Consider the following 20723-nt stretch of genomic DNA (forward strand, 5'->3'; position numbering starts at 1 on the left):
ACCCTTCACTCGGTAAATTTCTTGTTCAGTAATTACTCTAGAGTCCTGACTGACTACTTCTTCTGACTCTCAACCCACTGGGTTGCCTTCTCTTGCGCCTTCTTCAATCCTTCTTCCGCCGGCATTTCACCTAACAGAATGCGCTGCACGTGCTCGGACAAGATGTAACGAGGCTGACCGGAACGGTACGGATAACGCGGAGCCCATAGCTGGCTCATCTGCTTCAGAATAATGTCCATCTGAGGCAATGCCTTGACACTATCCCAGCTTGCCGCCTTCTTGATGACAGGCATGCTCTGCGAACGGTGCTCCTGCCACAGATACTCTTGGAAGAACTCGCTGCCGCTGAACTTTAACCATTCCCAAGCCAATTCCTTGCTCTTGCTGTTCTTACCGATGGCGAACGGACTTCCAGCGAACATGCCGCCCATCCCATTCTTCGGATTTTTGAAGAGCAGCGCCGCCTGATAGCGGTCCTGCGTGCCGAACGTGTCTATAGCGTTAATGAAGCCCGGAGCCGACCGCAGATGAATGGCAATGTTATTGTTCTTCATTAGAAAGTTCTCGGAGCCCTGATTAACCAGCACGCCCTCTGGCGCATATTTCTTCGCTTCCTTCAGCAATTGTACCGACTCGAGCATCGTTGGGGTGTCAAACTCTAGCTTCATATCCTTCCACAAAAACCCGCTTCCCCACTGTCCGCCCTTCGATTCGTTAATGTTCATTACGGTGTCAGCCGCGTCGTTACCATTGAAGGTTAGGCCATAGTTTGGTTCGCCGGACTTCGGGTTTTTACCGGTCATCTTAGCCGCCTTCTCTAACACCTCTTCCATCGTTGGCGCTTCGGACAAGTACGGTACGCCCCACTCATCGAAGAGCTGCTTGTCATACACGATCAGTCGAGCATCTCCAATGAACGGCAGGCCGTAAATTTCGGGCTTCTGGTCACTAGGCCCCATCGCTCTCCAGCCGTCTACCTGACCATTCAAATAAATACTCGTATCGAAGCTGTCCTTATCGATGTACGACTGTAGCGGCTCCAGCAAGCCTTGCTCCGCAAAGGTCGCAATGCCCGGCACTTGATACACGTCTGCTGCACCGGATTGGAGCATCGTTTGTGTTTTCTCGTTGTAATTATCCCAGCCCATTAATACGAATTCGACCTTCGTGTTCGGATAACGCTTTTCGAATTCCGCCTTCAGCACCTTCAGACCTTTGCTCTTCTTGCCTGTAACAGGGTCGGTCTTGTCGTCAATAGAGAAATCACCGATCATCTGCACCTTAAGCGTTCCGGACAGTCCGTTGTTCGTGCTCGCATCGGACGTCTTCTCCTTCGCTGCTTCGCTTACAGCCGTAGAAGGGGGTGTATTGGTGCTGCACGCGCTGAGTGCGATGGATGGCAGCAAGAGTAGCATCATGGCCTGAATACCGTATCGCTTTGATTTTTGTGTAAACATGGAATTCCCTCCGTCATTCGTTATCATTTTTTATTTGCCAACAATCCTGGTATCTATGGTGACTGACTCGTTCCGAGAAGCCTCGATATGTTCCTGTACTCACTCCTCCTTACTGTCGATCACTCTCCCTTCAAGCCGCTCAGTGCGACGCTGCGAATTATGTATTTTTGGAAAAACAGGAACACCAATAATATTGGAAGAATACTCGTAGTAGCCAGTCCCATCGTAATGCCAGCGAGTCTTGCACCGTTCTCCGCGGAGAAGTTGGATAAAAATAGCGGCACAGTTCTTAAGTCCTGATCATTAATGACAACAAGCGGCCATATAAATGAATTCCAGCTATCCTGAAACGCTAGAATGGCAATCGTGGCCGTAATGGGACCTGTCAGCGGAACGAAGATATGAAAGAATGTCTTAAATTCACCGGCACCGTCCATCTTGGCCGATTCCCGCAATCCTTCAGGAAGCTGGTCGAAAAACTGCTTCGCAAGCACAAGGCCAAGCGCATTGATGATGGATGGAACAATCAGCGGATATTTCGTATTGATAAGCCCCAGATCGTTAAACATCGTGAACATCGGGATGAGTCTAGTCTCGAACGGAATCATCAATGTAGCCAGCACTATAAAGTACAGCAGACGCTTGCCCCTGAAGCTTCCCCGAGAAAAGGCATAGCCTCCAAGCAAGGCCGATGCAACGCTTAGGGCGACGCTGAAGAAGGCAATGACGCTCGAATTCCAATAAGCAAGCAGCAGGGCGTTATTCTCGAACACCAGCTCATAGTTGAACCATGAGAACTGCTCGGGAATGAGACGAGGTGGAAAGGGCAGCGCAACGTTCGCCGTTCGCTCCAGACTAACGCTGATCATCCAGAGGAACGGATAAATCATCAATAATCCGATGACGGAGAGCAGCACCGTAATGAAGGTGTTCGTCATTTTCGTTCGATAGGTCATGCTTTGCACTTGGGGTCACCGCCTTTACATTTTCATTCTTAACAGCTTCGTATTCAGATAGGTGAACAAGAGGATCACAACAAACAGGATATAGGCAGCCGCCGACGCGATGCCGTATTCGTTGCCGCCGAAGCCGCGCTCGAATATGAAGCCTACAACGGTATGCAACGCTCTGGCAGGGCTGCCTTGTAAGCCGCCCAGCATGTACACATCAGCGAAGCGCTGAAGACCTCCGATCCACCCGAGCACGAGAAGCACGGTCAGACTGCCGATCATGTTAGGCACCGTTATGAACCACCATTGCTGTAGCCGTGAAGCGCCATCAATGGATGATGCCTCGTAATATTCGATCGGGATCGCCTGCAGATTGGCTAGATTAATAATGATGACGAAGCCAAGCCAGTGCCAGACCGATAAGATCACCGCTCCCCACTTGGCAGATACCGGCTGCGAGAGCCATACGACCTTCTCGAAGCCGAGCTGCTGCATCGCATAGTTCAACGGCCCATCGGGGTGAAGAATAGCGAGAAACACCGTCGCTGCGGCCACCATAGAGGTCGCATTAGGGATATAGAACAGCACCTTGAAGAAGTTGGAGCCTCTGCGCAAGCTATTAATGAAGCATGCAATCAGGAATCCCAGAGGAATGGCAATTAGAAGCTGAAGACTCGTAATATACACGGTGTTATACACCGAATACCAGAACGTCTCTGATGTGAGCACCTCCGTATAGTTGTCTGCTCCCACATAACGCTCCTCCACCCCTCTTGTGAAGCTGAGACGCAGTGATTCAATTAGCGGGTAAATCGTAAATAGCACAATACCTAACAATGTGGGGAGTAAAAACCAATACCATATCGTACTGGACTCCCGATTCGATAAAGCTCGCCTTCTTGCAGGCACCTCAGCCCGATGCTTGCTTGCGCTAACGATCGCCATATGTTTCGGACGACCCATTGGCCGTCCTCCCTCCTTCGTTCGCTTGTCTATTCCTTCAGCTTCCTGCACGTATGTAGTTCTCGAACCATGAGCTCTAGGCCAACCACCGTTGTCGCAGCTCCAGGCAGAGCGTGAGATCATATACAGAGATGGCGTCGACGCCCATTTCGATATAATGCTGTATAAGAGCTTCGTTATTCGGCAGTGTAAAGATCCACACCATCAAGCCATACTCTCGCGCGTAGTAGATCAGCCAGCTGCGGCATGCTTCGTAATGGACATTCACCCCGCTGAAGCCTGACTGCTTCGCATGCTCACAATAACGTTGAGCAATCGCCTTATACGACTCATCCGGCAAGTCTGGGTCGATACGTGGTACATTCCACACAACATGCTTCGCATGCTCACTTCGAGCGATATGGTCGGTCAATCCGGTGAAATATACCTGGTTCCAAGCATTCCACGCTGTTAGGACTTGAGCTGCTGCCTCGTAAGCCTCCTTCGTCTTCAAATCGAGGTTAAACGCGATCGGCTTCCCTCTCAGCAGCTGCATGACCGTCTCTAGCTTGACAATCGGCTCGTGTCCGGCAGCTGTCCATTCGTCGTAGGTATAGTTCCTCAGATCCGGCTCATCGTCATGATATAAGACAGCTATGCCGTCCTTCGTCGATCGAACGTCTACCTCCAGCACATCGGCGCCAGCCTTGTAGCCAGCTATACATGATTCTATTGAGTTATAGGGCGTATTCTCACAGCCCGTATGTGCAATGATGCGGCAATGCTTCATTTCGATTACAGCTCCTTGTAAAATTTAACCTTGCTTGTGAAGTAGATCGGGTTCGTCAACGCAACTGTCGTCAGACCTCCGTATAATACGCCCACGGCCTTTATTCTCAGCCAGCGGAGTCCTTCGATCGGAATGTCCGGCTCGTGAACCGTCTGTCCCTCCATCCAAGGTACATTCAACACGTCGCCTCGATTGGATTCGGCAATGATTCTTGTAACTTGCATATGCTCACTGTTCCGACTCGGGATCTCTGAGAATTGCAGCTGTATGCTAAGGGATAGTGTATTCACCTTCGCCTCCACCCCAGTCATGTCGATACAATCCCCGAGCATATAAGTGCGATTGTCCACCTGTGCCTCGACATGCAGCAGCGGCCCTATGCTCATGAAGCAGCGCCCACGTTGTATCGCTTGTACAACCTGACCCGTACAGTAACGGTCCACCCTCTCCTCGAGTCCGATGTACGTGAAGGCCGGTATTCCCACTACGGAGTCGGAATGATGCCAGTCGCGCCCTGCAGTCGCTGTGATGCGGTAGCCCTCATTGAGAAGGCTTGTCCACTGCTGTAGCGCTAATTGATTGTAGCTTGTGTAAGACGGCGTCATGCCGTGCCACACCTCGATGTAATCGATATCCTCCCAGTCCTTGACCTCATACTCCCAATGACAGCCTGTGCAGATTGGGCTGCCCATCGTGTACGGATGAGCGATTCCTACAATTCCTCCAGCTCGATGAACTCGTTCAATCCCGACGTGAATGTCATGGATTCCAAGATCTCTCCATTCGCAATACGGCGCCCCTAGCGTCAGCATGTGACCGTAGAACGTCGTCCATTCCAATCCCTGAATAATCGCAATTCCCGTTTCGTCCTGAATACGCTTAGCTTCGGCTAAGCCTGACACTGTATTGTGATCCGTTAACGCAATGCCCTCTAGACCGAGCTTCTTCGCTTCCAAGCACATCTCTAGAAGTGTATGTCTGCCGTCACTATGAGGAGTATGCGTGTGCAGCTCAAAGGGAATCCAGTTCATACAGAGCCCTCCCCGTTCTTCACCGTTAAGGTATAGGAGCATTCAGGAGTGACGACACAATGTACACTGATGGTGACCTTCCATACTCCTTGCGGCATTGGTCCTGCAATGAAGCCGGGCGAGGCTGCTTCTTCGCAGACCAGATGCTTCTGCTCGGGCGTATGTCTATGAGCAGAGCCGCGAAAGCGCGCAGGGTCATCCAGCGACAGCGTTAACAGGTTCTGAAGTGGCATGAACTTCGCCCATTCCCGCTTCTGCTGCTCTGCGACTGCCGGAGCGGCATACTTATCGATCGCTTCTAGAATGAGTGCGCGTGACGTCTCCTGATCGTCCAGATGCTTGGGCGTGTACTTAAATTGAAGCTCAAGCGATGAGGCCGGCTCTTCCAGAACAAATGAATACGTAATGTGTGTCTTCGATTGAGAAGGAGTTACAATTCCTTCCACAGCTAGTAGCTGACTCATGGTTGCGTTCCACCTTTTGTTTAAAAATAAATCATTGCTTTGAATAAATATTTAATGTCTAGGTTTCTATAGGATTTTTAGTTGAATTTAGTGTGTTTTTACACTTATTCATTATAGATGTATAGACATCTTGTGATTAGACTAACAAGATTATGTTTTTGGAGTGTCATCGTCATATGAGTTTTTTGTAAATAAAAAAACCCGCAGCCCTCAGAATGCTTCGCATTCGAGGAGCTGCGGGTACACGACGAGCACGACGACACCGACTGCGCACAGCCACATGACGTTGATATGTTCCACTACTTTATCAGAGTAGACATATTAATTAGAAATAAAAGAAAGAGCCTACTTCCTTACACAATTAAGAATTTAATACTTATTTTGTTTGGACAACTTTACCTTTTTGTTGTAATTTATTGAATGTAATCAATGAAAATACCATCTAAGGGAGAGATTAGTTTGAGAAAGACAGCCTTTACTTTTATTTTTACAATGATCTTATTTATGCTTTCGATTTCAGCAGCTCTTGCATCTAACACAAGTATTACACTCTCAACTAATGCTAATAATGGAGTATCTCAGAACTTGTTCACAGCGTCGCATAAGGTCCAGTTTAATAAAGATATCAGCATTTCATCAATTGATTATTTCCAAGGATACAATTACAATGCTACAAACACATTTGTAATGAAAATCTATAAACATTCAGATAAGGCATTATTAGCTACAAGTAACTCTCAGGCTATTCCATATGGCCAAACAGGTACATTTACTTTCCCATCTTCAGTTGTTCTGAAGTCCGATGAACTATACATCGTTGCCATCGTTGGTAAAGGCATTGCCCTTCATTCGGCTACCCTGCCGCAATATTATACCTCCACTGATGGTACAGCAGAAGTTCAAGTGCTTGGTTTTGAGTGGGCTTCCGGGGAAGTGACGCCTGGTAACCCAGCACATACAGGGTACGTTCTACCTATTACTTTACATGTCAGTCCGGTCTCTCAAGCACCAAGTGCACCTAGCAACTTAACAGCTACTGCTGATCAACAAAAAGTCGATCTTGCTTGGACAGAGTCTCCTAACGCTTTAGCTTACAATGTCAAACGTTCAACAACAGCAGGTGGTCCTTACACGGTAATCGCTTCGAATGTAACTGGAACAACATACTCGGATACTGCGGTAAGCAACGGTACGACGTACTACTACGTAGTGTCAGCCGTTAATGCTGATGGCGAGAGCGGAAATTCCAATGAAGCAGAAGCTGCTCCACTCGCACCTGTAATAAAAAATCGTGCTTTACTTGTCATCACTTTAGTCAGTGGACTGCAAAAAGAATATGACTTATCGATGACCGAAGCGAATCAATTCATAGCTTGGTACAATGACCGTGCCGATGGAGCAGGACAAGAAGTCTATACCATCAGTAAAAATTACAACCGTGCTTCATTCCTGAGCCGTAAAGATTATATAGCCTTCAATAAAATCGAAATGTTCGAAATCAATGAGTATCAAGTTAATCCGTAGCACGCTTTAGTCACCGAGAAAACCCAAAAACCCGCAGCCCTCAGAATGCATGGCATTCGAGGAGCTGCGGGTTTTCTTTCACTTCTAACTTCTAACCGAAGATGAACAAATCTTGCGTGAGCGAGAATATACGCTCGATATAAGCGAGTATCCCTTGCGGATACAAGCCGAGCGCGACACCGCCGATGGCGCACAGCCACATCGTGATGGTGAGTGGCAGCGTCGGGCGCAGCGGTGCGGACTCGTCGTCACTGCGCATGAACATTTGGCGGATGATGCCAAAGTAATAGTAGAAGGAGACGACGCTCGTCAAGATCATGACCGCGCCGAGCCAGTAATGCTGTGTCTGCATCGTGCCGAGCAGAATGTACAGCTTCCCGAAGAAGCCTGCCGTAACCGGCAAGCCGGCCAGCGACAGCACGAGCAGCATGACGGCGACAGACATCGCAGGAGCGCGATAATACAAGCCGGCGAAGCCCCTCAGCTCCTCCTCGCCTGTCGAGCGCTCGAGAATCATGAGCACGGCGAACATACCGATGTTCATCAGCATGTAGGCGATCAGGTAGTAGGTGAACTCCGCGAAGTTCGAGAAGTGCACAATAGTGAACTGCACCGCGATCGGCACGAGCAGGTAGCCTGAATTCGCAATACCCGAATACGCGAGTAGCCGCTTCAGATTCGTCTGACGCAGCGCGATGAAGTTACCCGTAATCATCGCCGCGGCGGCGACGACCATCATCGCGGTCAAGAAGTCACCGTGCTGCGGTGTGCCCATAATGCCAGGGCTTGCGAAGATGTTATACATGACGCGGAACAAGATCGCGAATGCCGCCGCCTTCGAGACGACCGCGAGGAACGCGGTGATCGGCGTAGGCGCGCCCTGGTATACGTCAGGCGCATACATATGGAACGGCGAAGCCGCCACCTTGAAGCCGAAGCCCGCCAGCATCAGGAAGAAGCTGAGGTAAATCATCGGCAGCATCGCTTCCCCGCTGCCTTCGAGCACGGCGCTGATCTCCGGCAGCACCGTGCTGCCGGTCATGCCGTACAAGAACGACATGCCGTACAGAATGATGGCCGAGGAGATCCCGCCGAGGACGACATATTTGAACGCTCCCTCGTTGGATCGCGGGTCCTTCTTCCGCATGGCGACCAAGATGTAGGACGTAATGCTGAGCAGCTCCAGTCCGACGAACAGCGTAATCAGCTCTCCGGAGGAGGCCATAATCATGCCGCCGAGGACGGCTGGCAGCAGTAAGTAATAATATTCGCCGACGTGCGGCGTCTCTTCCTCATTCACCGAGCCGATGCTCATGAACGTAATCAAGCCGACTCCTGTGAGCAGCACGAGCTTCATAATGCTGGCGAAATCATCAATCCGATAGCTGTTCATCAGCAGCTGCTTCGGCTCATCGATATTGAGCTGGTACAGGACGATGAACAATGCGGATACGGCGATACCGACAAGCGACAACCAGCCGAGCCAAGATCGGCTCACCTGACGCGGCAGCAGCAGATCGAGCAGCGACAAGATGATAGCCGCGATGACGATCGTCAGCTCCGGTGCGAGCAGTCCAAGATCTTGTACCTCAAGACGTATTAGTTCCACCGGTCTAACCCCCCATCTTCGTGACGCTGCGAATGAATTGATCGAACCCGCTCACCGTCTGGTGCAGCTGCTCGCTAAGGATGCTCGGGTATACGCCGAGCGCGATAATGAAGGCGAGCAAAGTAATCATCGGCACAGCCTCCATGAAGCGGGCATCGCGCATGTCTGGAAGTCCAGGCTTCAACGGCCCGTAAGTCAGGCTCAGCACCCCGCGCAGCACGTAGACGGCAGCGAGTATAATGCCAAGCGCCGCAACGGCGGTTACAATCGGCATCGTCTTGAACAAGCCAAGGAAGACGAGGAACTCACTGATGAAGCCGGACAAGCCAGGCAGTCCGAGCGAGGCCATACCGGCGACGAGCAGGATGCCGGAGATGAACGGTACGCTTTTGGCTAGACCGCCTAATTCATCCAGCTGTGTCGTGCGCGTCCGCTCATAGATGGCGCCGACGATCAGGAACATCAGAGCCGAGATCAGACCGTGAGAGACGAGCTGGAATACCGCTCCCTCCATACCAGTCGTATTGAATGCGGCAATGCCGAGCAGTACGAGGCCCATGTGACTAATACTCGAGTAGGCCAGTATGAGTCGGAACTCCTTCTGCACGAAGGCGAGCACCGCCCCGTACAGGATGTTGATGACGCCGAGTACAGCGAGCACCGTGGCCCAGCCGACCGCCTGCTCCGGGAACAGCAGAATGCCGAAGCGGATGAGGCCGTACGCGCCCATTTTCAACAGGATACCCGAGTGAATCATGACGATCGAAGGCGGTGCCTCCGTATGCACCTTCAGCATCCACGTATGGAACGGGAACAGCGGAAGCTTAATACCGAAGGCGACGAGCATCATGAGGAACAGCGTTCCTTTCATCATATCGCTCAGGAAGAAGACGTTATCGTCCAGGTCGCTCTGGTTCACATACGATTGTGCGTTCTGGAACAGATTCTCGGTAATAACGTTCAGGTCGCCTGAATAATGAATGGACGGTGTGTTGCTCTCGCTGACCGACAGCGTGAAGCCAGCCGTGCTGACGAGAATGAGAAAGGCGATCAGCATAATAGCCGAGCCGAGTCCGTTGTAGATTAAGAACTTGTTCGCCGCACGCTCGCGGTCGAGGAAGCCCCATATGCCGATGAGGAAAAACATCGGAATGAGCGTCAGCTCGAAGAACACGAAGAACAGGAACAGATCCTGTGCCATGAACACGCCGAACATCCCCGTCTCCAGCAGCAAGAACCAGATGAAGTACGACTTCCACCGCTTCTTGATGTATATGGAGGCAAGCGCAGCCATCGTGCCTACGAGCGCCGTCAAGAATACCAGCGGAAGCGACAGACCGTCGACCGCCAGCTTATAGTTGAACTCGAAGAAGAAGGAAGTCATCTGGCTCAAGCTTTGCGTCTCTCGGTCGAGCGGGATCGTGATCCACGGCAGCGACTCGTTGAACTGCATACCGCCTAAGTTCGAGTTGAACTTCACATACAGCCATGCGGACAGGCCGAGCGGAATGAGCGTCGTCACGATGGCGACCGTCTTGATCCACTGCCCTTGGTGCTTAGGTAGACACAGCAGTACGAGAATGCCGAGCAGCGGCGTCAATGCGATCATTGATAGAATCGGAATATTATCCAAGGCTGATGAACCTCCTTCCCGCAACAGCCAGCATCAGAACGATCAGGCCGAGCAGTGTCACTAGACCGTACGTCTGGACGTGGCCGTTCTGCATGCGGGAGCCGAGTCTTCCAAGTCCCGTCACAGCATAGCTGGACAAGCGCACAATGCCGTCTACGACATAGACGTCGAACAGATGCAGCACCTGACCGATTCCTTGCAGCGGACGTACCCAAAGCAGCTCATACAGCTCGTCAATGTAATATTTGCGCTGCAAAAGACGATACAGCCAAGGTGCGCCCTCGACGAAGCCTTGTGCGGAGATCGTGCGCTTCACATACACCAGATAGCCCGCGCCGATACCGAGCACACCGACCAGCGTGGACAGCACCATCACGAGTGCCGACGCATGATCCTCCTCGTGACCCGTCAGCCAGCTGCCCAACCACGGGTTGAATGGAGTGAATACGAAGCCCGCCGTTACCGCGAGCACCGCAAGTACGATCAGAGGCAGCGTCATAACGCCCGGAGACTCATGCACGTGATGCTGCTCGCCGCGCGGCTTGCCGAGGAAGACGAGGAAGAACAGTCTGGACATATAGAACGCGGTGAAGAACGCCGCAATAAGCCCGACCGCAAGCAGCCCGTAATGACCCGTGTTGTATGCCTCGGTTAAGATCGCGTCCTTCGACCAGAAGCCGGACAGCGGCACGATGCCGCTCAGTGCAAGTGCGCCGATGGCGAACGTCCATGCGGTTATCTTCATATGACGGCCGACGCCGCCCATTTCTTGAATATTTTGCGTATGTACCGCGTGAATGACACTGCCTGCTCCGAGGAACAACAGCGCCTTGAAGAACGCGTGTGTGAACAGGTGGAATACACCTGCTGTATAAGCAGCCGCTGTGCCGATACCGAGCGCCATCATCATATAGCCGAGCTGGCTGACCGTTGAGTAAGCAAGGATGCGCTTAATATCATCCTGCGCCGTACCGATCGTAGCCGCGAACAGCGCGGTGAACGCACCGACGATCGCAACGACCGTCAACGCGATAGGCGCCGCAGTGAATATATCAAACGTACGTGCGACCAAATACACGCCGGCGGCAACCATCGTCGCGGCATGGATGAGCGCACTGATCGGTGTTGGACCTTCCATCGCATCTGGCAGCCACGTGTGCAGCGGGAACTGACCCGACTTGCCCATTGCGCCGATGAAGATTAGAATCGCGATCCACGTCGCCATCTCCTCAGAGATGCTGCCATCTGCGAAGGCGTTGCTGATCGAGGAGAAGTCGAGTGCATGACCCGGCATTACCCAGAACAGCAATAGCATACCTAGGAATAGACCAACGTCGCCGACACGCGTAACGATGAACGCCTTCTTCGCAGCCGCTCTCGCCTCTGGCTTGAAGTACCAGAACCCGACGAGCAGGAACGAGCAGACGCCGACCAGCTCCCAGAAGATGAACAGCTGCAGCAGGTTGACCGAGATGACGAGGCCGAGCATCGAGAACGTAAACAACGCGATATACGCATAGAACACGTTAATGCGCTCGTCCCCGTGCATGTAGCCCTTGGAATACAGATTCACCAGCAAGCTGACGAGTGTGACGACAACGAGCATGAGCGCATTGAGGTTCGTCACCTCGAAGCCCATCGACAGCGTCATGTCGCCAAGCTTGATCCACTGCAGCTTATCCCATGTGTAATTATCCGCCTCGCCGCCGAGTCGCTCCCAGAACACAAGGAGGGACAGGACGAATGATACGAGTCCAGATGTGATGCAAATATAAGCGCCAAGCTCCCGTAAAGAGCGGCCCACTGCCGTTAATATCAGAAAGGACAACAGGGGAAACAACGGAATGAGCCAGGCGTATTGCGAAAAAGCTGATGCCATGAGTTATATCCTCCTCTATCGCTTCAACGAATCCATGTCTCCGACATCCGTTGTTCCTCGATTCCGGTACAGCGCGATCAAGATCGCAATACCAACTGCCGCCTCAGCAGCTGCTACGGTAATGTTGAACAGGGAGAACATTTGTCCGGTCAAGCCCGGCTGTGCGCCGAATCTGGAGAAGGCGACCAGGTTCAGGTTGACCGCATTCAGCATGAGCTCGATGGACAGCAGTACGATGACTGCATTCTTCTTCGACAACGCTCCGTACAGGCCGATACAGAACAAGATCGCCGCGAGCGTTAAGTAAGGTGTAGCCAATCCTGCCGATGCTCCGACCATATCTAGTCCTCCTCCTTCTTCGCCACGACGATCGCGCCGATGAAGGCCACCGTCAGCAGCACCGACATGAGCTCGAATGGAATGACATGCAGGCTGAACAGCTGCTTGCCGATTTCGAGCGTATTGTCCGCCATCTCCGGCAGCTCCCCGCTCTGCAGCTGCGTCGTCTGTATACAATAGAAGATCAGACCGAACAGCCCCGCCGCGCCAACGAACAGCAGCCCGTTATGCCAAGGCCGATTCGGCTCCTCCTCGATGTCCCCTTTATGCTTCGTCATCATAATGCCGAAGATCATGAGGATTGAGATCGCGCCGGCGTAGATGAGAATTTGCACGACGGCGACGAATTCGGCGCGCAGCACGACATACAATCCAGCTAAGCTAACGAACGTCATCGCCAGTGCAAGCACCATATGAACGACTCGCGTAAAGTTGATCATGAAGATCGCTCCGCCGATCGCGAGCAGCGCGCAGATGAAGAACGCCACATTTTCCCCATTAGACAGGAACGCACTAATGTTCGATACCATTTACTTCGCACCGCCCTTTGGCATCGCTGAGTTGTTCTCTTTGCGCACGTTCGTGTTGTTCTCGTTCAGCCACTGTAAATTTTTGAACAAATCGTCGCGGCTGTACGTGGACAGCTCGAAGTTGTTCGTCATGACGATCGCCTCAGTCGGACACACCTCCGTGCACAGATCGCACAGGATGCAGATTTCAAAGTTAATATCGTATGTATCAATAACCTTGCCCTTCTTCTCCGGGTCTGGGTTCGGCTTGCCGATCAGATTGATGCATTCGGTCGGACAGATGCGTGCGCATTGGTTGCACACGATGCATTTCTCCGGGTCAAAATGCTGAATACCGCGGAAGCGGTCCGGCATCTGGAGCGGAACGTCGGGATACGCATACGTAATCTTCTTCTGTGTCAGGCTCTTCAGCGTAACACCAAGGCCCTTCATAATTCCCTTCATCCGTTATTCACCCTTTCGTCTACGAGACTGGCGCAGGACGCCGCATTACATGACGATCGCCATATAGATCGCCGTGATCAAGATGTTGATGAGCGACAGCGGCAGCAGCACCTTCCAGCCAAGGCCCATCAGCTGATCGACCCGCACCCGCGGCAGCGTAGCTCGTATCCAGAACAGGACGAACACGACGAGCGCAAATTTCATCAGGAACCAGACAATACCCGGTATGAACGACAGGAACGGTAGTGGTGCCTGCCAGCCCCCGAGAAACAGCGAAGCGGTTAAACCGGCAATCGCAAACACATACACATATTCAGCAAGCATGAAGAACGCAAAGCGGAAGCCGCTATATTCGACATGGTAACCCCCAACGAGCTCAGACTCTGCCTCCGGCAAGTCAAACGGCGTACGGTTCAGCTCCGATACGGCCGCTACGATGAAGACAGCGAATCCGACGATTTGGGGAAGGAAGTACCAATTCCAAAAGCCTCCCGCTTGAGCCTCTACAATCCGGTTCAGGTTCATACTGCCGGTCATCATGACGACGCCGACGACCGAGATGACGAGCGGTATTTCGTAGCTGATCATCTGAGCTGCCGAGCGCATGCCTCCAAGCAGCGCATACTTGTTGTTCGACGCCCAGCCTCCAAGCACAATACCGATAGTGGAGATACCGGACAGCGCAATATAATACAGTACACCGACATTCAGGTCGGAGGTGATCCATCCGCTCGCATAAGGGATAACGGCTGTCACCGCGAAGGCTGGAATGAACGTAATAATCGGCGCCAAAATGAACAGCTCTCGGTCAGCCTTACGCGGAATGGTGTCTTCCTTGAGCAACAGCTTGAGTACGTCAGCGACCGTCTGCAGAAGTCCAAGCGGACCGACGCGGTTCGGACCGATGCGAAGCTGCATCCAGCCGATGACCTTGCGCTCGAAATAGATGGCATACGTAACGAAGCCTAGTATGACAAAGAGCAGTACGACACCCCACGCGAAAAAGATCGCTGCGTTCGTCCAGCTTAATGGCTGCTGTAACAATTCAGGCATCAGCAATCGACCTCCCCGACGACGATATCAATACCGCCCAGAATCGTGATCAGGTTCGTCATCGATTCACCTACGAGCAGCTCCGGTAAGATTTGCAGGTTGACAAAGGAAGGTCGGCGGAATTTCAGACGATACGGCTTATCCTTACCCTTCGATACAATGTGACAGCCGATCTCGCCGCGCGGCGATTCAATCGCTGAATAAATTTCTCCTTCGGGCGCCCGAATCACACGAGGCACCTTGCCCATAATTTCTCCCTCGGTTGGGTATTGCTCGACCGCCTGCTCGAGAATATTCAATGACTGCTTGATCTCCTCCAGCCGCAGCACATAACGATCATAGCAATCACCGGTCGTTGTTACAGGCACCTCGAACTGGAATCGATCATAGATGCTATAGGGTTGAGCCTTGCGCAAATCCCATTCGACGCCAGTGCAGCGCAGGTTCGCTCCACTTAGTCCGTAGGCAATCGCCGTCTTGGCATCATAGGCTCCAATCCCTTTAATCCGCGCTAGGAAGATTTCGTTGCCCGACACAAGCGTATGGTATTCCTCCAGCTTGCCGCGCATGTATGGTACAAATTCGCGTACCTTTTGAATCCATCCCTCCGGTGCATCCCACTTCACGCCGCCGACACGCATATAATTGTAGGTCAGACGTGCTCCGCACAGCTCGTTAAACAGATCGATAATGATTTCGCGGTCACGGAATGCATAGAGGAATGGACTCATCGCCCCAATATCGAGCAGATACGTCCCCCACCATACGAGATGACTTGCTATTCGCTGAAGCTCCATTACGATCAAGCGGAGAAACTCTGCCTTTTCTGGTATTTCAAGCTGCATCAGCCTCTCAACGGCATTCACGAGCACGTAGTTATTCGTCATCGCCGATAAGTAATCCATACGGTCTGTATACGGGATAATCTGGGTGTAGGTCAAGCTCTCGGCCAGCTTTTCGGTTCCCCTGTGCAGATAACCCATGACCGGAGTCACTTCCGTAATCAGCTCCCCATCCAACTTGACGATGATCCGGAAAACACCGTGCGTGCTCGGATGCTGAGGACCTACGTTCAACAGCAATTCTTCAGTTCTAATGGCCAACAGTTACACCTCCGGGTCGAACGGCTCGTAATCTTTGCGCAGCGGGTGACCGATCCAATCGTCGGGCATCATGATGCGCCGAAGATCCGGATGTCCCGGGAAATCAATACCAAGAAGATCATATATTTCCCGTTCGTTCCAATTGGCTGTCGCCCATACTGGCGTTATCGATGGAACAGACGGAGATGTGCGATCCGTTTTCACCTTTACCGCATATTCTCGCTTGGATGTTAAGGAGATCAAATGATACACAACCTCCAGATGTGTTTCCATATCGACACCGGACACATTGCGCAAATAATTGAGCTCGAGCTCTGGATGATCTCGCAGCATGAGTGCAATTTCCGGCCACATGTAACCCTTGACGGTTATAGTCGGAAGATGCCCTCCCCTCTCGTTGATAGAGGCCTCCTCAATAGCATCCAGCTGCAGCTCCTGAACGAGCGTCACGAGTCGATCGAGCATCGGCTGGTTCGGTGACGGCTCCTTCGGCACCTCTGGAGCAGTCGGCTCCTCCGTTTTTGCTGCCCTCTCGCGTGCTCGAGCTGCCCGCGCTTCCGCAGCAGCCTTCGCCTTCGCTTCTTTCTCCTCATCAGTCGAAGATGCCTTCTCCTCTTGCTGTACATTATTCTCCGACTTCAGATTACCTTCCGCTTCATTGCGCTTTTCCTCATCGCTCATGGATTCGTCACCTGCTTACCGGTTTTCGCTTCATAGCGAATTTTCTCCTGCAGCTTATTAATCCCGTAGATCAGCGCTGCAGGGTTAGGCGGACAGCCTGGAATGTACACATCAACCGGAACAATCTGATCTACACCCTTCACGACCGCATAAGACTTCACGTAAGGACCACCCGCTGTGGCACAGGAGCCCATCGCAATGACCCACTTCGGCTCAGGCATCTGTTCGTACAAGCGACGCAGCAAGGGAGCCATCTTCTTCGTCACCGTTCCTGCAACAATCATCACATCCGACTGGCGTGGAGACGTACGGAAGATGACGCCGAATCGGTCCAGGTCATAGTGGGATGCACCCGTGCCCATCATCTCAATTCCACAGCATGCAAGACCGAATGTTAGCGGCCAAAGCGAATTGCTTCGCGCCCAAGCCTTTACCTGCTCAAGCGTGGTCATGAAGACATTACGCTCCAGCTCCTGCCGCTCCTCTGGAGTAATATTCTCTAAATTGAAGTCCATTGCAGCACCTTCTTCTTCCAAGCATAGATCAAGCCTACGATCAGCAGCGAAATGAATATGATCATCTCCACAAGCGCAAACAAGCCTAATTGCTGATAAGCAACGGCCCACGGATATAAGAATACAGTTTCGACGTCGAAAATAACGAACATCAACGCAAATAAGTAGTATCGGATATTAAAACGCACTTGTCCTTCCCCTACCGGCACGTTCCCACTCTCATAGGTCGTATACTTCTCCTCAGCCGGCTTATGTGGTCGCAAAAATTTTCCAGCTGTCAGCGCTACTACTGGAAGCATCAAACCAAGAAACAAAAAAATCGCCACGACTACATAGTTGTTCATGTACATTGTGTTCAAACCGCCTCCTTATGTAACTGCTGCATTCATGCGCATAGACCGTCCTTGAGCCTTCGTCTATTCGGACAGTCCTTCAACCATTATTCCCCACCGAGCACAAAAATTACGCTTTCAAACAAAATAGCACCGGCAGGCCATTCATTGAGAAGAATTCCTTATCACTTCTATAAGGAAACGTAATATACACATCGCACCAATTATATCAAATGGCCCTAAGGGTGTCTAACATTTTTGCCCAACTAATCGCAGAACAAAAGAAAAAGACGAGGATGTAGCATCCTCGTCTTCGTATTGCTTATTTCCGTTCGGAAACATCCAAACGGTTCATCGCACGCTGCAGTGCAAGCTCCGCCCGCTTGAAATCAACGTTCGCTTGCTTGATTTCCTTCAGACGCTTTTCAGCACGTTCTCTCGACGCTTTCGCGCGGTCGACGTCGATTTGCTCTGGCAGCTCGGCGCTTTCCGCCAGAATAACCACCTTATCCTTGCGCACTTCCATAAAACCACCGTTCACCGCAATAACCACATCTTTCTTTTGTGGCTGCTTTACCGTGACCGAACCGATTTTTAAAGGAGTGACCAGCGGAATGTGATTCGGCAGAATTCCAAGCTCCCCTTCGACCCCTTTGGCTATAACCATGCTTGCTTGCTCAGCAAACACCTTGCGCTCCGGGGTTACAATTTCCAGCAGGATTGTGCTCACTTGGATTCCCCTCCTAAAGGCTTTCGTAAGAAAGCCACTTCGTAAGCATAAGCTAGGCTTTCGAAGAAAGCCACTTCGTAAGCATAAGCTAGGCTCTCTTGTAGGAGAGCCTATATATTTTTAAAGCGTTTTTGCCTTCGCAATTGCGTCTTCAATTGTACCTACGTTATGGAAAGCCGGCTCTGGCAGGTTGTCATGCTTACCTTCCAGAATTTCCTTGAAGCTGCGAACCGTTTCTTTAACCGGCACGTACAGTCCTGGAATACCGTTGAACGCTTCCGCAACGTGAAGCGGCTGGGACAAGAACAGACGAAGACGGCGCGCACGGTGTACGATCAGCTTATCTTCATCGGACAACTCATCCATACCGAGAATCGCGATGATATCAAGAAGCTCTTTATAGCGCTGCAAAATTTGCTTTACGCCTTGAGCAACACGGTAATGCTCTTCACCGAGAATTTCCGGTGTCAGGATACGCGACGAGGAAGCCAGCGGGTCAACCGCAGGGAAAATACCTGCAGCCGCGATGCTACGCTCAAGGTTCGTCGTTGCATCCAAGTGAGCAAACGCTGTAGCTGGAGCCGGGTCTGTATAGTCATCCGCAGGAACGTAGATCGCCTGGATGGACGTAACGGAACCTTTCTTTGTCGAAGTAATACGCTCTTGCAGCTGACCCATCTCGGTTGCCAGCGTTGGCTGGTAACCAACCGCGGATGGCATACGGCCAAGCAATGCGGATACCTCGGAGCCTGCTTGTGTAAAGCGGAAGATGTTATCAACGAACAGAAGAACGTCACGGCCTTCTTCGTCACGGAAATATTCCGCCATCGTCAAGCCGGACAGTGCTACGCGAAGACGTGCGCCTGGCGGCTCGTTCATCTGACCGAATACCATCGCGGTCTTCGAAATAACGCCGGAATCCTTCATCTCGTGGTACAAGTCGTTACCTTCACGCGTACGCTCACCAACACCTGCGAATACGGAGATACCGCCATGCTCCTGAGCGATGTTGTGGATAAGCTCCTGCATCGTAACCGTCTTACCTACGCCGGCACCGCCGAACAGACCGATCTTACCACCCTTTGCATAAGGAGCCATCAGGTCGATAACCTTGATACCTGTCTCAAGAATTTCTGCCTTCGTAGACAGATTCTCGAACGCTGGAGCCGACTTATGGATCGGGCTAACAAGCGTGCGGTCTACTTCATTAATACCGTCGATCGGATCACCCAGCACGTTGAATACACGACCAAGTGTTGATGGACCTACAGGTACGGAGATTGGAGCGCCCGTGTCAACCGCTTCGGCTCCGCGAACAAGACCGTCCGTGGAAGACATCGCTACGCAGCGAACCATGTTGTCACCAAGGTGAACAGCGGTCTCAACCGTCAGGCTCACATCCTGGCCGCCAGTTTCTTTACCTTTGACTTCAATACGAATTGCATTCAGAATCTCAGGGAGGTGTCCACGCTCAAACTCAATGTCGACGACCGGCCCTGTGATATTCACAACGCGACCCTTGCTCATGTTTTCCCTCCTCCAAGTTTTGCCACAGGCAAAACTACTTCGTAAGCATCTTGCTTAAGTTTTGCCACAGGCAAAACTACTTCGTAAGCATTCCCTCAAGTTTTTGCGCTAGCAAAAACGACTTCGTAAGCTTTCACTTCAGTTTTTGCGCTAGCAAAAACGACAATATATATTCCAATGAAGCCTCGGCCTATACAGCCTAAAGCTCTTAGCTGCTTGCGTTCGCACCTGCAACGATCTCAGATATTTCCTGAGTAATCGAAGCCTGACGTGCGCGGTTGTAAGCGAGCGTGTAGCTGCTAATCATCTTCGTTGCATTCTTCGTTGCACTATTCATGGCAGTCATACGAGCACCGAACTCGCTGGCCTTGCCATCCAACAGCGCGCTGAAGATCAGCGTCTGGGCATACTTCGGCAGCAAGATCTCGAGAACACCCTCCGGCGACGGCTCGTACTCATAGCTAGATACGACCCCGCCAGTAACTTCACCCATAGGGAGAAGCTGCTTAATCGTCGGAATTTGGGTAATCGCATTTTTGAACTGGTTATAGACTACGAACAACTGGTCGTATGAACCGTTCTCAAAGCCCTCTACCGCGGCGTTCGCGATCGATTTAATATCAGCGAACGTTGGAGAATCAGGTACACCGGTTATCTCTTTCGAAATCGGCATGCCGCGCTTCGCGAAGAAGTCACGACCTTTGCGGCCAATCACGAAAATCGTATACTCGTCTGTCGACTTGTGCTTCTCACGAATTTCGTTCATCACTTTACGAAGCACGTTCGTATTGTAGCCGCCTGCCAGTCCACGGTCGGATGTAATGACGAGGTATCCGGTCTTCTTGATTTCACGCATCTGAAGCATCGGGTGCTTAACACCCTTCGTGCCCGCAGCGATGCTACCGACCACTTCCTTCAGCTTATCCGCATAAGGACGAGCGGCTTCCGCGGCGTTCTGCGATCTTCTCAGATTCGCTGCTGCGACCATCTCCATCGCCTTCGTGATCTGCTTCGTGTTCTGGGTCGACTTGATCTGGCGCTTAATTTCGCGCATACCTTTTGCCATTCCTGCTCACCTCTCTTTCGAGGCTTTCCCCCAAGCTGACGGGGCTAGCCGTTCGTCGGGAATAAGCCTTCATTCCACATACTTGAGGTTATATCCTCAAGCCAATTCAGCCTAAGCCACCGAG

General features: G+C 51.8%; 21 protein-coding genes. 1 reads left to right on the top strand and 20 read right to left on the bottom strand.

The features are described 5' to 3' along the window. Positions 1–53: 53 nt before the first annotated feature. From PAE68_RS00765 to PAE68_RS00790, 6 genes are all read right to left on the bottom strand, one after another. Complete coding sequence (locus PAE68_RS00765) at positions 54–1457, bottom strand: ABC transporter substrate-binding protein (protein ID WP_281883138.1); 1404 nt, start codon at positions 1455–1457, stop codon at positions 54–56. A gap of 119 nt (positions 1458–1576) precedes the next feature. Continuing rightward, positions 1577–2413, bottom strand: a complete 837-nt coding sequence (locus PAE68_RS00770; protein ID WP_281890832.1) for a carbohydrate ABC transporter permease — start codon at positions 2411–2413, stop codon at positions 1577–1579. A 24-nt stretch (positions 2414–2437) separates the two neighbouring features. Next, the gene (locus tag PAE68_RS00775; protein ID WP_281883140.1) at positions 2438–3370 is read right to left on the bottom strand and encodes a carbohydrate ABC transporter permease; all 933 of its coding nucleotides are present in this window, start codon (positions 3368–3370) and stop codon (positions 2438–2440) included. Between the two features lie 76 nt (positions 3371–3446). Continuing rightward, positions 3447–4139, bottom strand: coding sequence for a glycerophosphodiester phosphodiesterase (locus PAE68_RS00780; protein ID WP_281883142.1), 693 nt, complete (start codon positions 4137–4139; stop codon positions 3447–3449). 5 nt (positions 4140–4144) lie between these two features. Continuing rightward, positions 4145–5170, bottom strand: coding sequence for a CehA/McbA family metallohydrolase (locus tag PAE68_RS00785; protein WP_281883144.1), 1026 nt, complete (start codon positions 5168–5170; stop codon positions 4145–4147). Beyond that, the gene (locus PAE68_RS00790) at positions 5167–5634 is read right to left on the bottom strand and encodes a hypothetical protein (RefSeq protein WP_281883146.1); all 468 of its coding nucleotides are present in this window, start codon (positions 5632–5634) and stop codon (positions 5167–5169) included. Before PAE68_RS00790 ends, PAE68_RS00785 begins: the two co-directional genes overlap by 4 nt. A gap of 459 nt (positions 5635–6093) precedes the next feature. On the opposite strand from PAE68_RS00790, the gene PAE68_RS00795 reads away from it, so the two are divergent. After that, positions 6094–7158: a fibronectin type III domain-containing protein gene (locus PAE68_RS00795; RefSeq protein WP_281883148.1), complete on the top strand. Its 1065-nt coding sequence runs from the start codon at positions 6094–6096 to the stop codon at positions 7156–7158. Positions 7159–7249: 91 nt separating this feature from the next. Here PAE68_RS00795 and PAE68_RS00800 read toward each other — a convergent pair whose 3' ends face one another. The 14 genes from PAE68_RS00800 to atpG form a co-directional block, all read right to left on the bottom strand. Continuing rightward, positions 7250–8767 (bottom strand): NADH-quinone oxidoreductase subunit N, encoded by a 1518-nt coding sequence (locus PAE68_RS00800; RefSeq protein ID WP_281883151.1) that lies wholly within the window; start codon positions 8765–8767, stop codon positions 7250–7252. A gap of 4 nt (positions 8768–8771) precedes the next feature. Beyond that, on the bottom strand, positions 8772–10376 hold the full coding sequence (locus PAE68_RS00805) for a complex I subunit 4 family protein (protein ID WP_281890834.1): 1605 nt from the start codon (positions 10374–10376) through the stop codon (positions 8772–8774). A gap of 16 nt (positions 10377–10392) precedes the next feature. Beyond that, entirely contained in the window at positions 10393–12279 is a 1887-nt protein-coding gene (gene nuoL, locus PAE68_RS00810; RefSeq protein WP_281883153.1) for an NADH-quinone oxidoreductase subunit L, read from the bottom strand. Positions 12280–12294: 15 nt separating this feature from the next. Beyond that, the gene (gene nuoK, locus PAE68_RS00815; protein ID WP_281883155.1) at positions 12295–12618 is read right to left on the bottom strand and encodes an NADH-quinone oxidoreductase subunit NuoK; all 324 of its coding nucleotides are present in this window, start codon (positions 12616–12618) and stop codon (positions 12295–12297) included. Positions 12619–12620: 2 nt separating this feature from the next. Next, positions 12621–13148 (bottom strand): NADH-quinone oxidoreductase subunit J, encoded by a 528-nt coding sequence (locus tag PAE68_RS00820; RefSeq protein ID WP_281883157.1) that lies wholly within the window; start codon positions 13146–13148, stop codon positions 12621–12623. Next, positions 13149–13592, bottom strand: coding sequence for an NADH-quinone oxidoreductase subunit NuoI (gene nuoI, locus PAE68_RS00825; RefSeq protein WP_281883159.1), 444 nt, complete (start codon positions 13590–13592; stop codon positions 13149–13151). It lies immediately after the preceding gene. 45 nt (positions 13593–13637) lie between these two features. Further along, the gene (gene nuoH / locus PAE68_RS00830) at positions 13638–14645 is read right to left on the bottom strand and encodes an NADH-quinone oxidoreductase subunit NuoH (RefSeq protein WP_281883161.1); all 1008 of its coding nucleotides are present in this window, start codon (positions 14643–14645) and stop codon (positions 13638–13640) included. Then, positions 14645–15748: an NADH-quinone oxidoreductase subunit D gene (locus PAE68_RS00835; protein WP_281883163.1), complete on the bottom strand. Its 1104-nt coding sequence runs from the start codon at positions 15746–15748 to the stop codon at positions 14645–14647. The genes nuoH and PAE68_RS00835 overlap by 1 nt, the downstream gene beginning before the upstream one ends. A gap of 3 nt (positions 15749–15751) precedes the next feature. Further along, positions 15752–16429 (bottom strand): NADH-quinone oxidoreductase subunit C, encoded by a 678-nt coding sequence (locus PAE68_RS00840; protein WP_281883165.1) that lies wholly within the window; start codon positions 16427–16429, stop codon positions 15752–15754. After that, on the bottom strand, positions 16426–16944 hold the full coding sequence (locus tag PAE68_RS00845) for a NuoB/complex I 20 kDa subunit family protein (protein WP_281883166.1): 519 nt from the start codon (positions 16942–16944) through the stop codon (positions 16426–16428). The genes PAE68_RS00840 and PAE68_RS00845 overlap by 4 nt, the downstream gene beginning before the upstream one ends. After that, complete coding sequence (locus tag PAE68_RS00850) at positions 16929–17294, bottom strand: NADH-quinone oxidoreductase subunit A (protein WP_281883168.1); 366 nt, start codon at positions 17292–17294, stop codon at positions 16929–16931. The genes PAE68_RS00845 and PAE68_RS00850 overlap by 16 nt, the downstream gene beginning before the upstream one ends. Positions 17295–17598: 304 nt before the next feature. Continuing rightward, a complete protein-coding gene (locus PAE68_RS00855; protein WP_281883170.1) occupies positions 17599–18006 on the bottom strand; it encodes a F0F1 ATP synthase subunit epsilon in 408 nt (135 codons plus the stop codon). A gap of 120 nt (positions 18007–18126) precedes the next feature. Next, complete coding sequence (gene atpD, locus PAE68_RS00860) at positions 18127–19533, bottom strand: F0F1 ATP synthase subunit beta (RefSeq protein WP_281883172.1); 1407 nt, start codon at positions 19531–19533, stop codon at positions 18127–18129. Between the two features lie 208 nt (positions 19534–19741). Further along, positions 19742–20599 carry an ATP synthase F1 subunit gamma gene (atpG, locus tag PAE68_RS00865; protein ID WP_281883174.1) on the bottom strand — a complete coding sequence of 286 codons (858 nt, stop codon included), beginning with the start codon at positions 20597–20599 and terminating at the stop codon, positions 19742–19744. Positions 20600–20723: the final 124 nt, after the last annotated feature.

This window comes from Paenibacillus sp. YYML68 (assembly GCF_027923405.1).
Lineage (GTDB): Bacteria > Bacillota > Bacilli > Paenibacillales > NBRC-103111 > Paenibacillus_G.

Excerpts from the sequence above, each read along its gene's own strand:
- PAE68_RS00765 (WP_281883138.1), bottom strand. The coding sequence starts at position 1,457 with ATGTTTACACAAAAATCAAAGCGATACGGTATTCAGGCCATGATGCTA.
- PAE68_RS00770 (WP_281890832.1), bottom strand. The coding sequence starts at position 2,413 with ATGACCTATCGAACGAAAATGACGAACACCTTCATTACGGTGCTGCTC.
- PAE68_RS00775 (WP_281883140.1), bottom strand. The coding sequence starts at position 3,370 with ATGGGTCGTCCGAAACATATGGCGATCGTTAGCGCAAGCAAGCATCGG.
- PAE68_RS00780 (WP_281883142.1), bottom strand. The coding sequence starts at position 4,139 with ATGAAGCATTGCCGCATCATTGCACATACGGGCTGTGAGAATACGCCC.
- PAE68_RS00785 (WP_281883144.1), bottom strand. The coding sequence starts at position 5,170 with ATGAACTGGATTCCCTTTGAGCTGCACACGCATACTCCTCATAGTGAC.
- PAE68_RS00790 (WP_281883146.1), bottom strand. The coding sequence starts at position 5,634 with ATGAGTCAGCTACTAGCTGTGGAAGGAATTGTAACTCCTTCTCAATCG.
- PAE68_RS00805 (WP_281890834.1), bottom strand. The coding sequence starts at position 10,376 with ATGATCGCATTGACGCCGCTGCTCGGCATTCTCGTACTGCTGTGTCTA.
- nuoL (WP_281883153.1), bottom strand. The coding sequence starts at position 12,279 with ATGGCATCAGCTTTTTCGCAATACGCCTGGCTCATTCCGTTGTTTCCC.
- nuoK (WP_281883155.1), bottom strand. The coding sequence starts at position 12,618 with ATGGTCGGAGCATCGGCAGGATTGGCTACACCTTACTTAACGCTCGCG.
- PAE68_RS00820 (WP_281883157.1), bottom strand. The coding sequence starts at position 13,148 with ATGGTATCGAACATTAGTGCGTTCCTGTCTAATGGGGAAAATGTGGCG.
- nuoI (WP_281883159.1), bottom strand. The coding sequence starts at position 13,592 with ATGAAGGGAATTATGAAGGGCCTTGGTGTTACGCTGAAGAGCCTGACA.
- nuoH (WP_281883161.1), bottom strand. The coding sequence starts at position 14,645 with ATGCCTGAATTGTTACAGCAGCCATTAAGCTGGACGAACGCAGCGATC.
- PAE68_RS00840 (WP_281883165.1), bottom strand. The coding sequence starts at position 16,429 with ATGAGCGATGAGGAAAAGCGCAATGAAGCGGAAGGTAATCTGAAGTCG.
- PAE68_RS00845 (WP_281883166.1), bottom strand. The coding sequence starts at position 16,944 with ATGGACTTCAATTTAGAGAATATTACTCCAGAGGAGCGGCAGGAGCTG.
- PAE68_RS00850 (WP_281883168.1), bottom strand. The coding sequence starts at position 17,294 with ATGTACATGAACAACTATGTAGTCGTGGCGATTTTTTTGTTTCTTGGT.
- atpD (WP_281883172.1), bottom strand. The coding sequence starts at position 19,533 with ATGAGCAAGGGTCGCGTTGTGAATATCACAGGGCCGGTCGTCGACATT.
- atpG (WP_281883174.1), bottom strand. The coding sequence starts at position 20,599 with ATGGCAAAAGGTATGCGCGAAATTAAGCGCCAGATCAAGTCGACCCAG.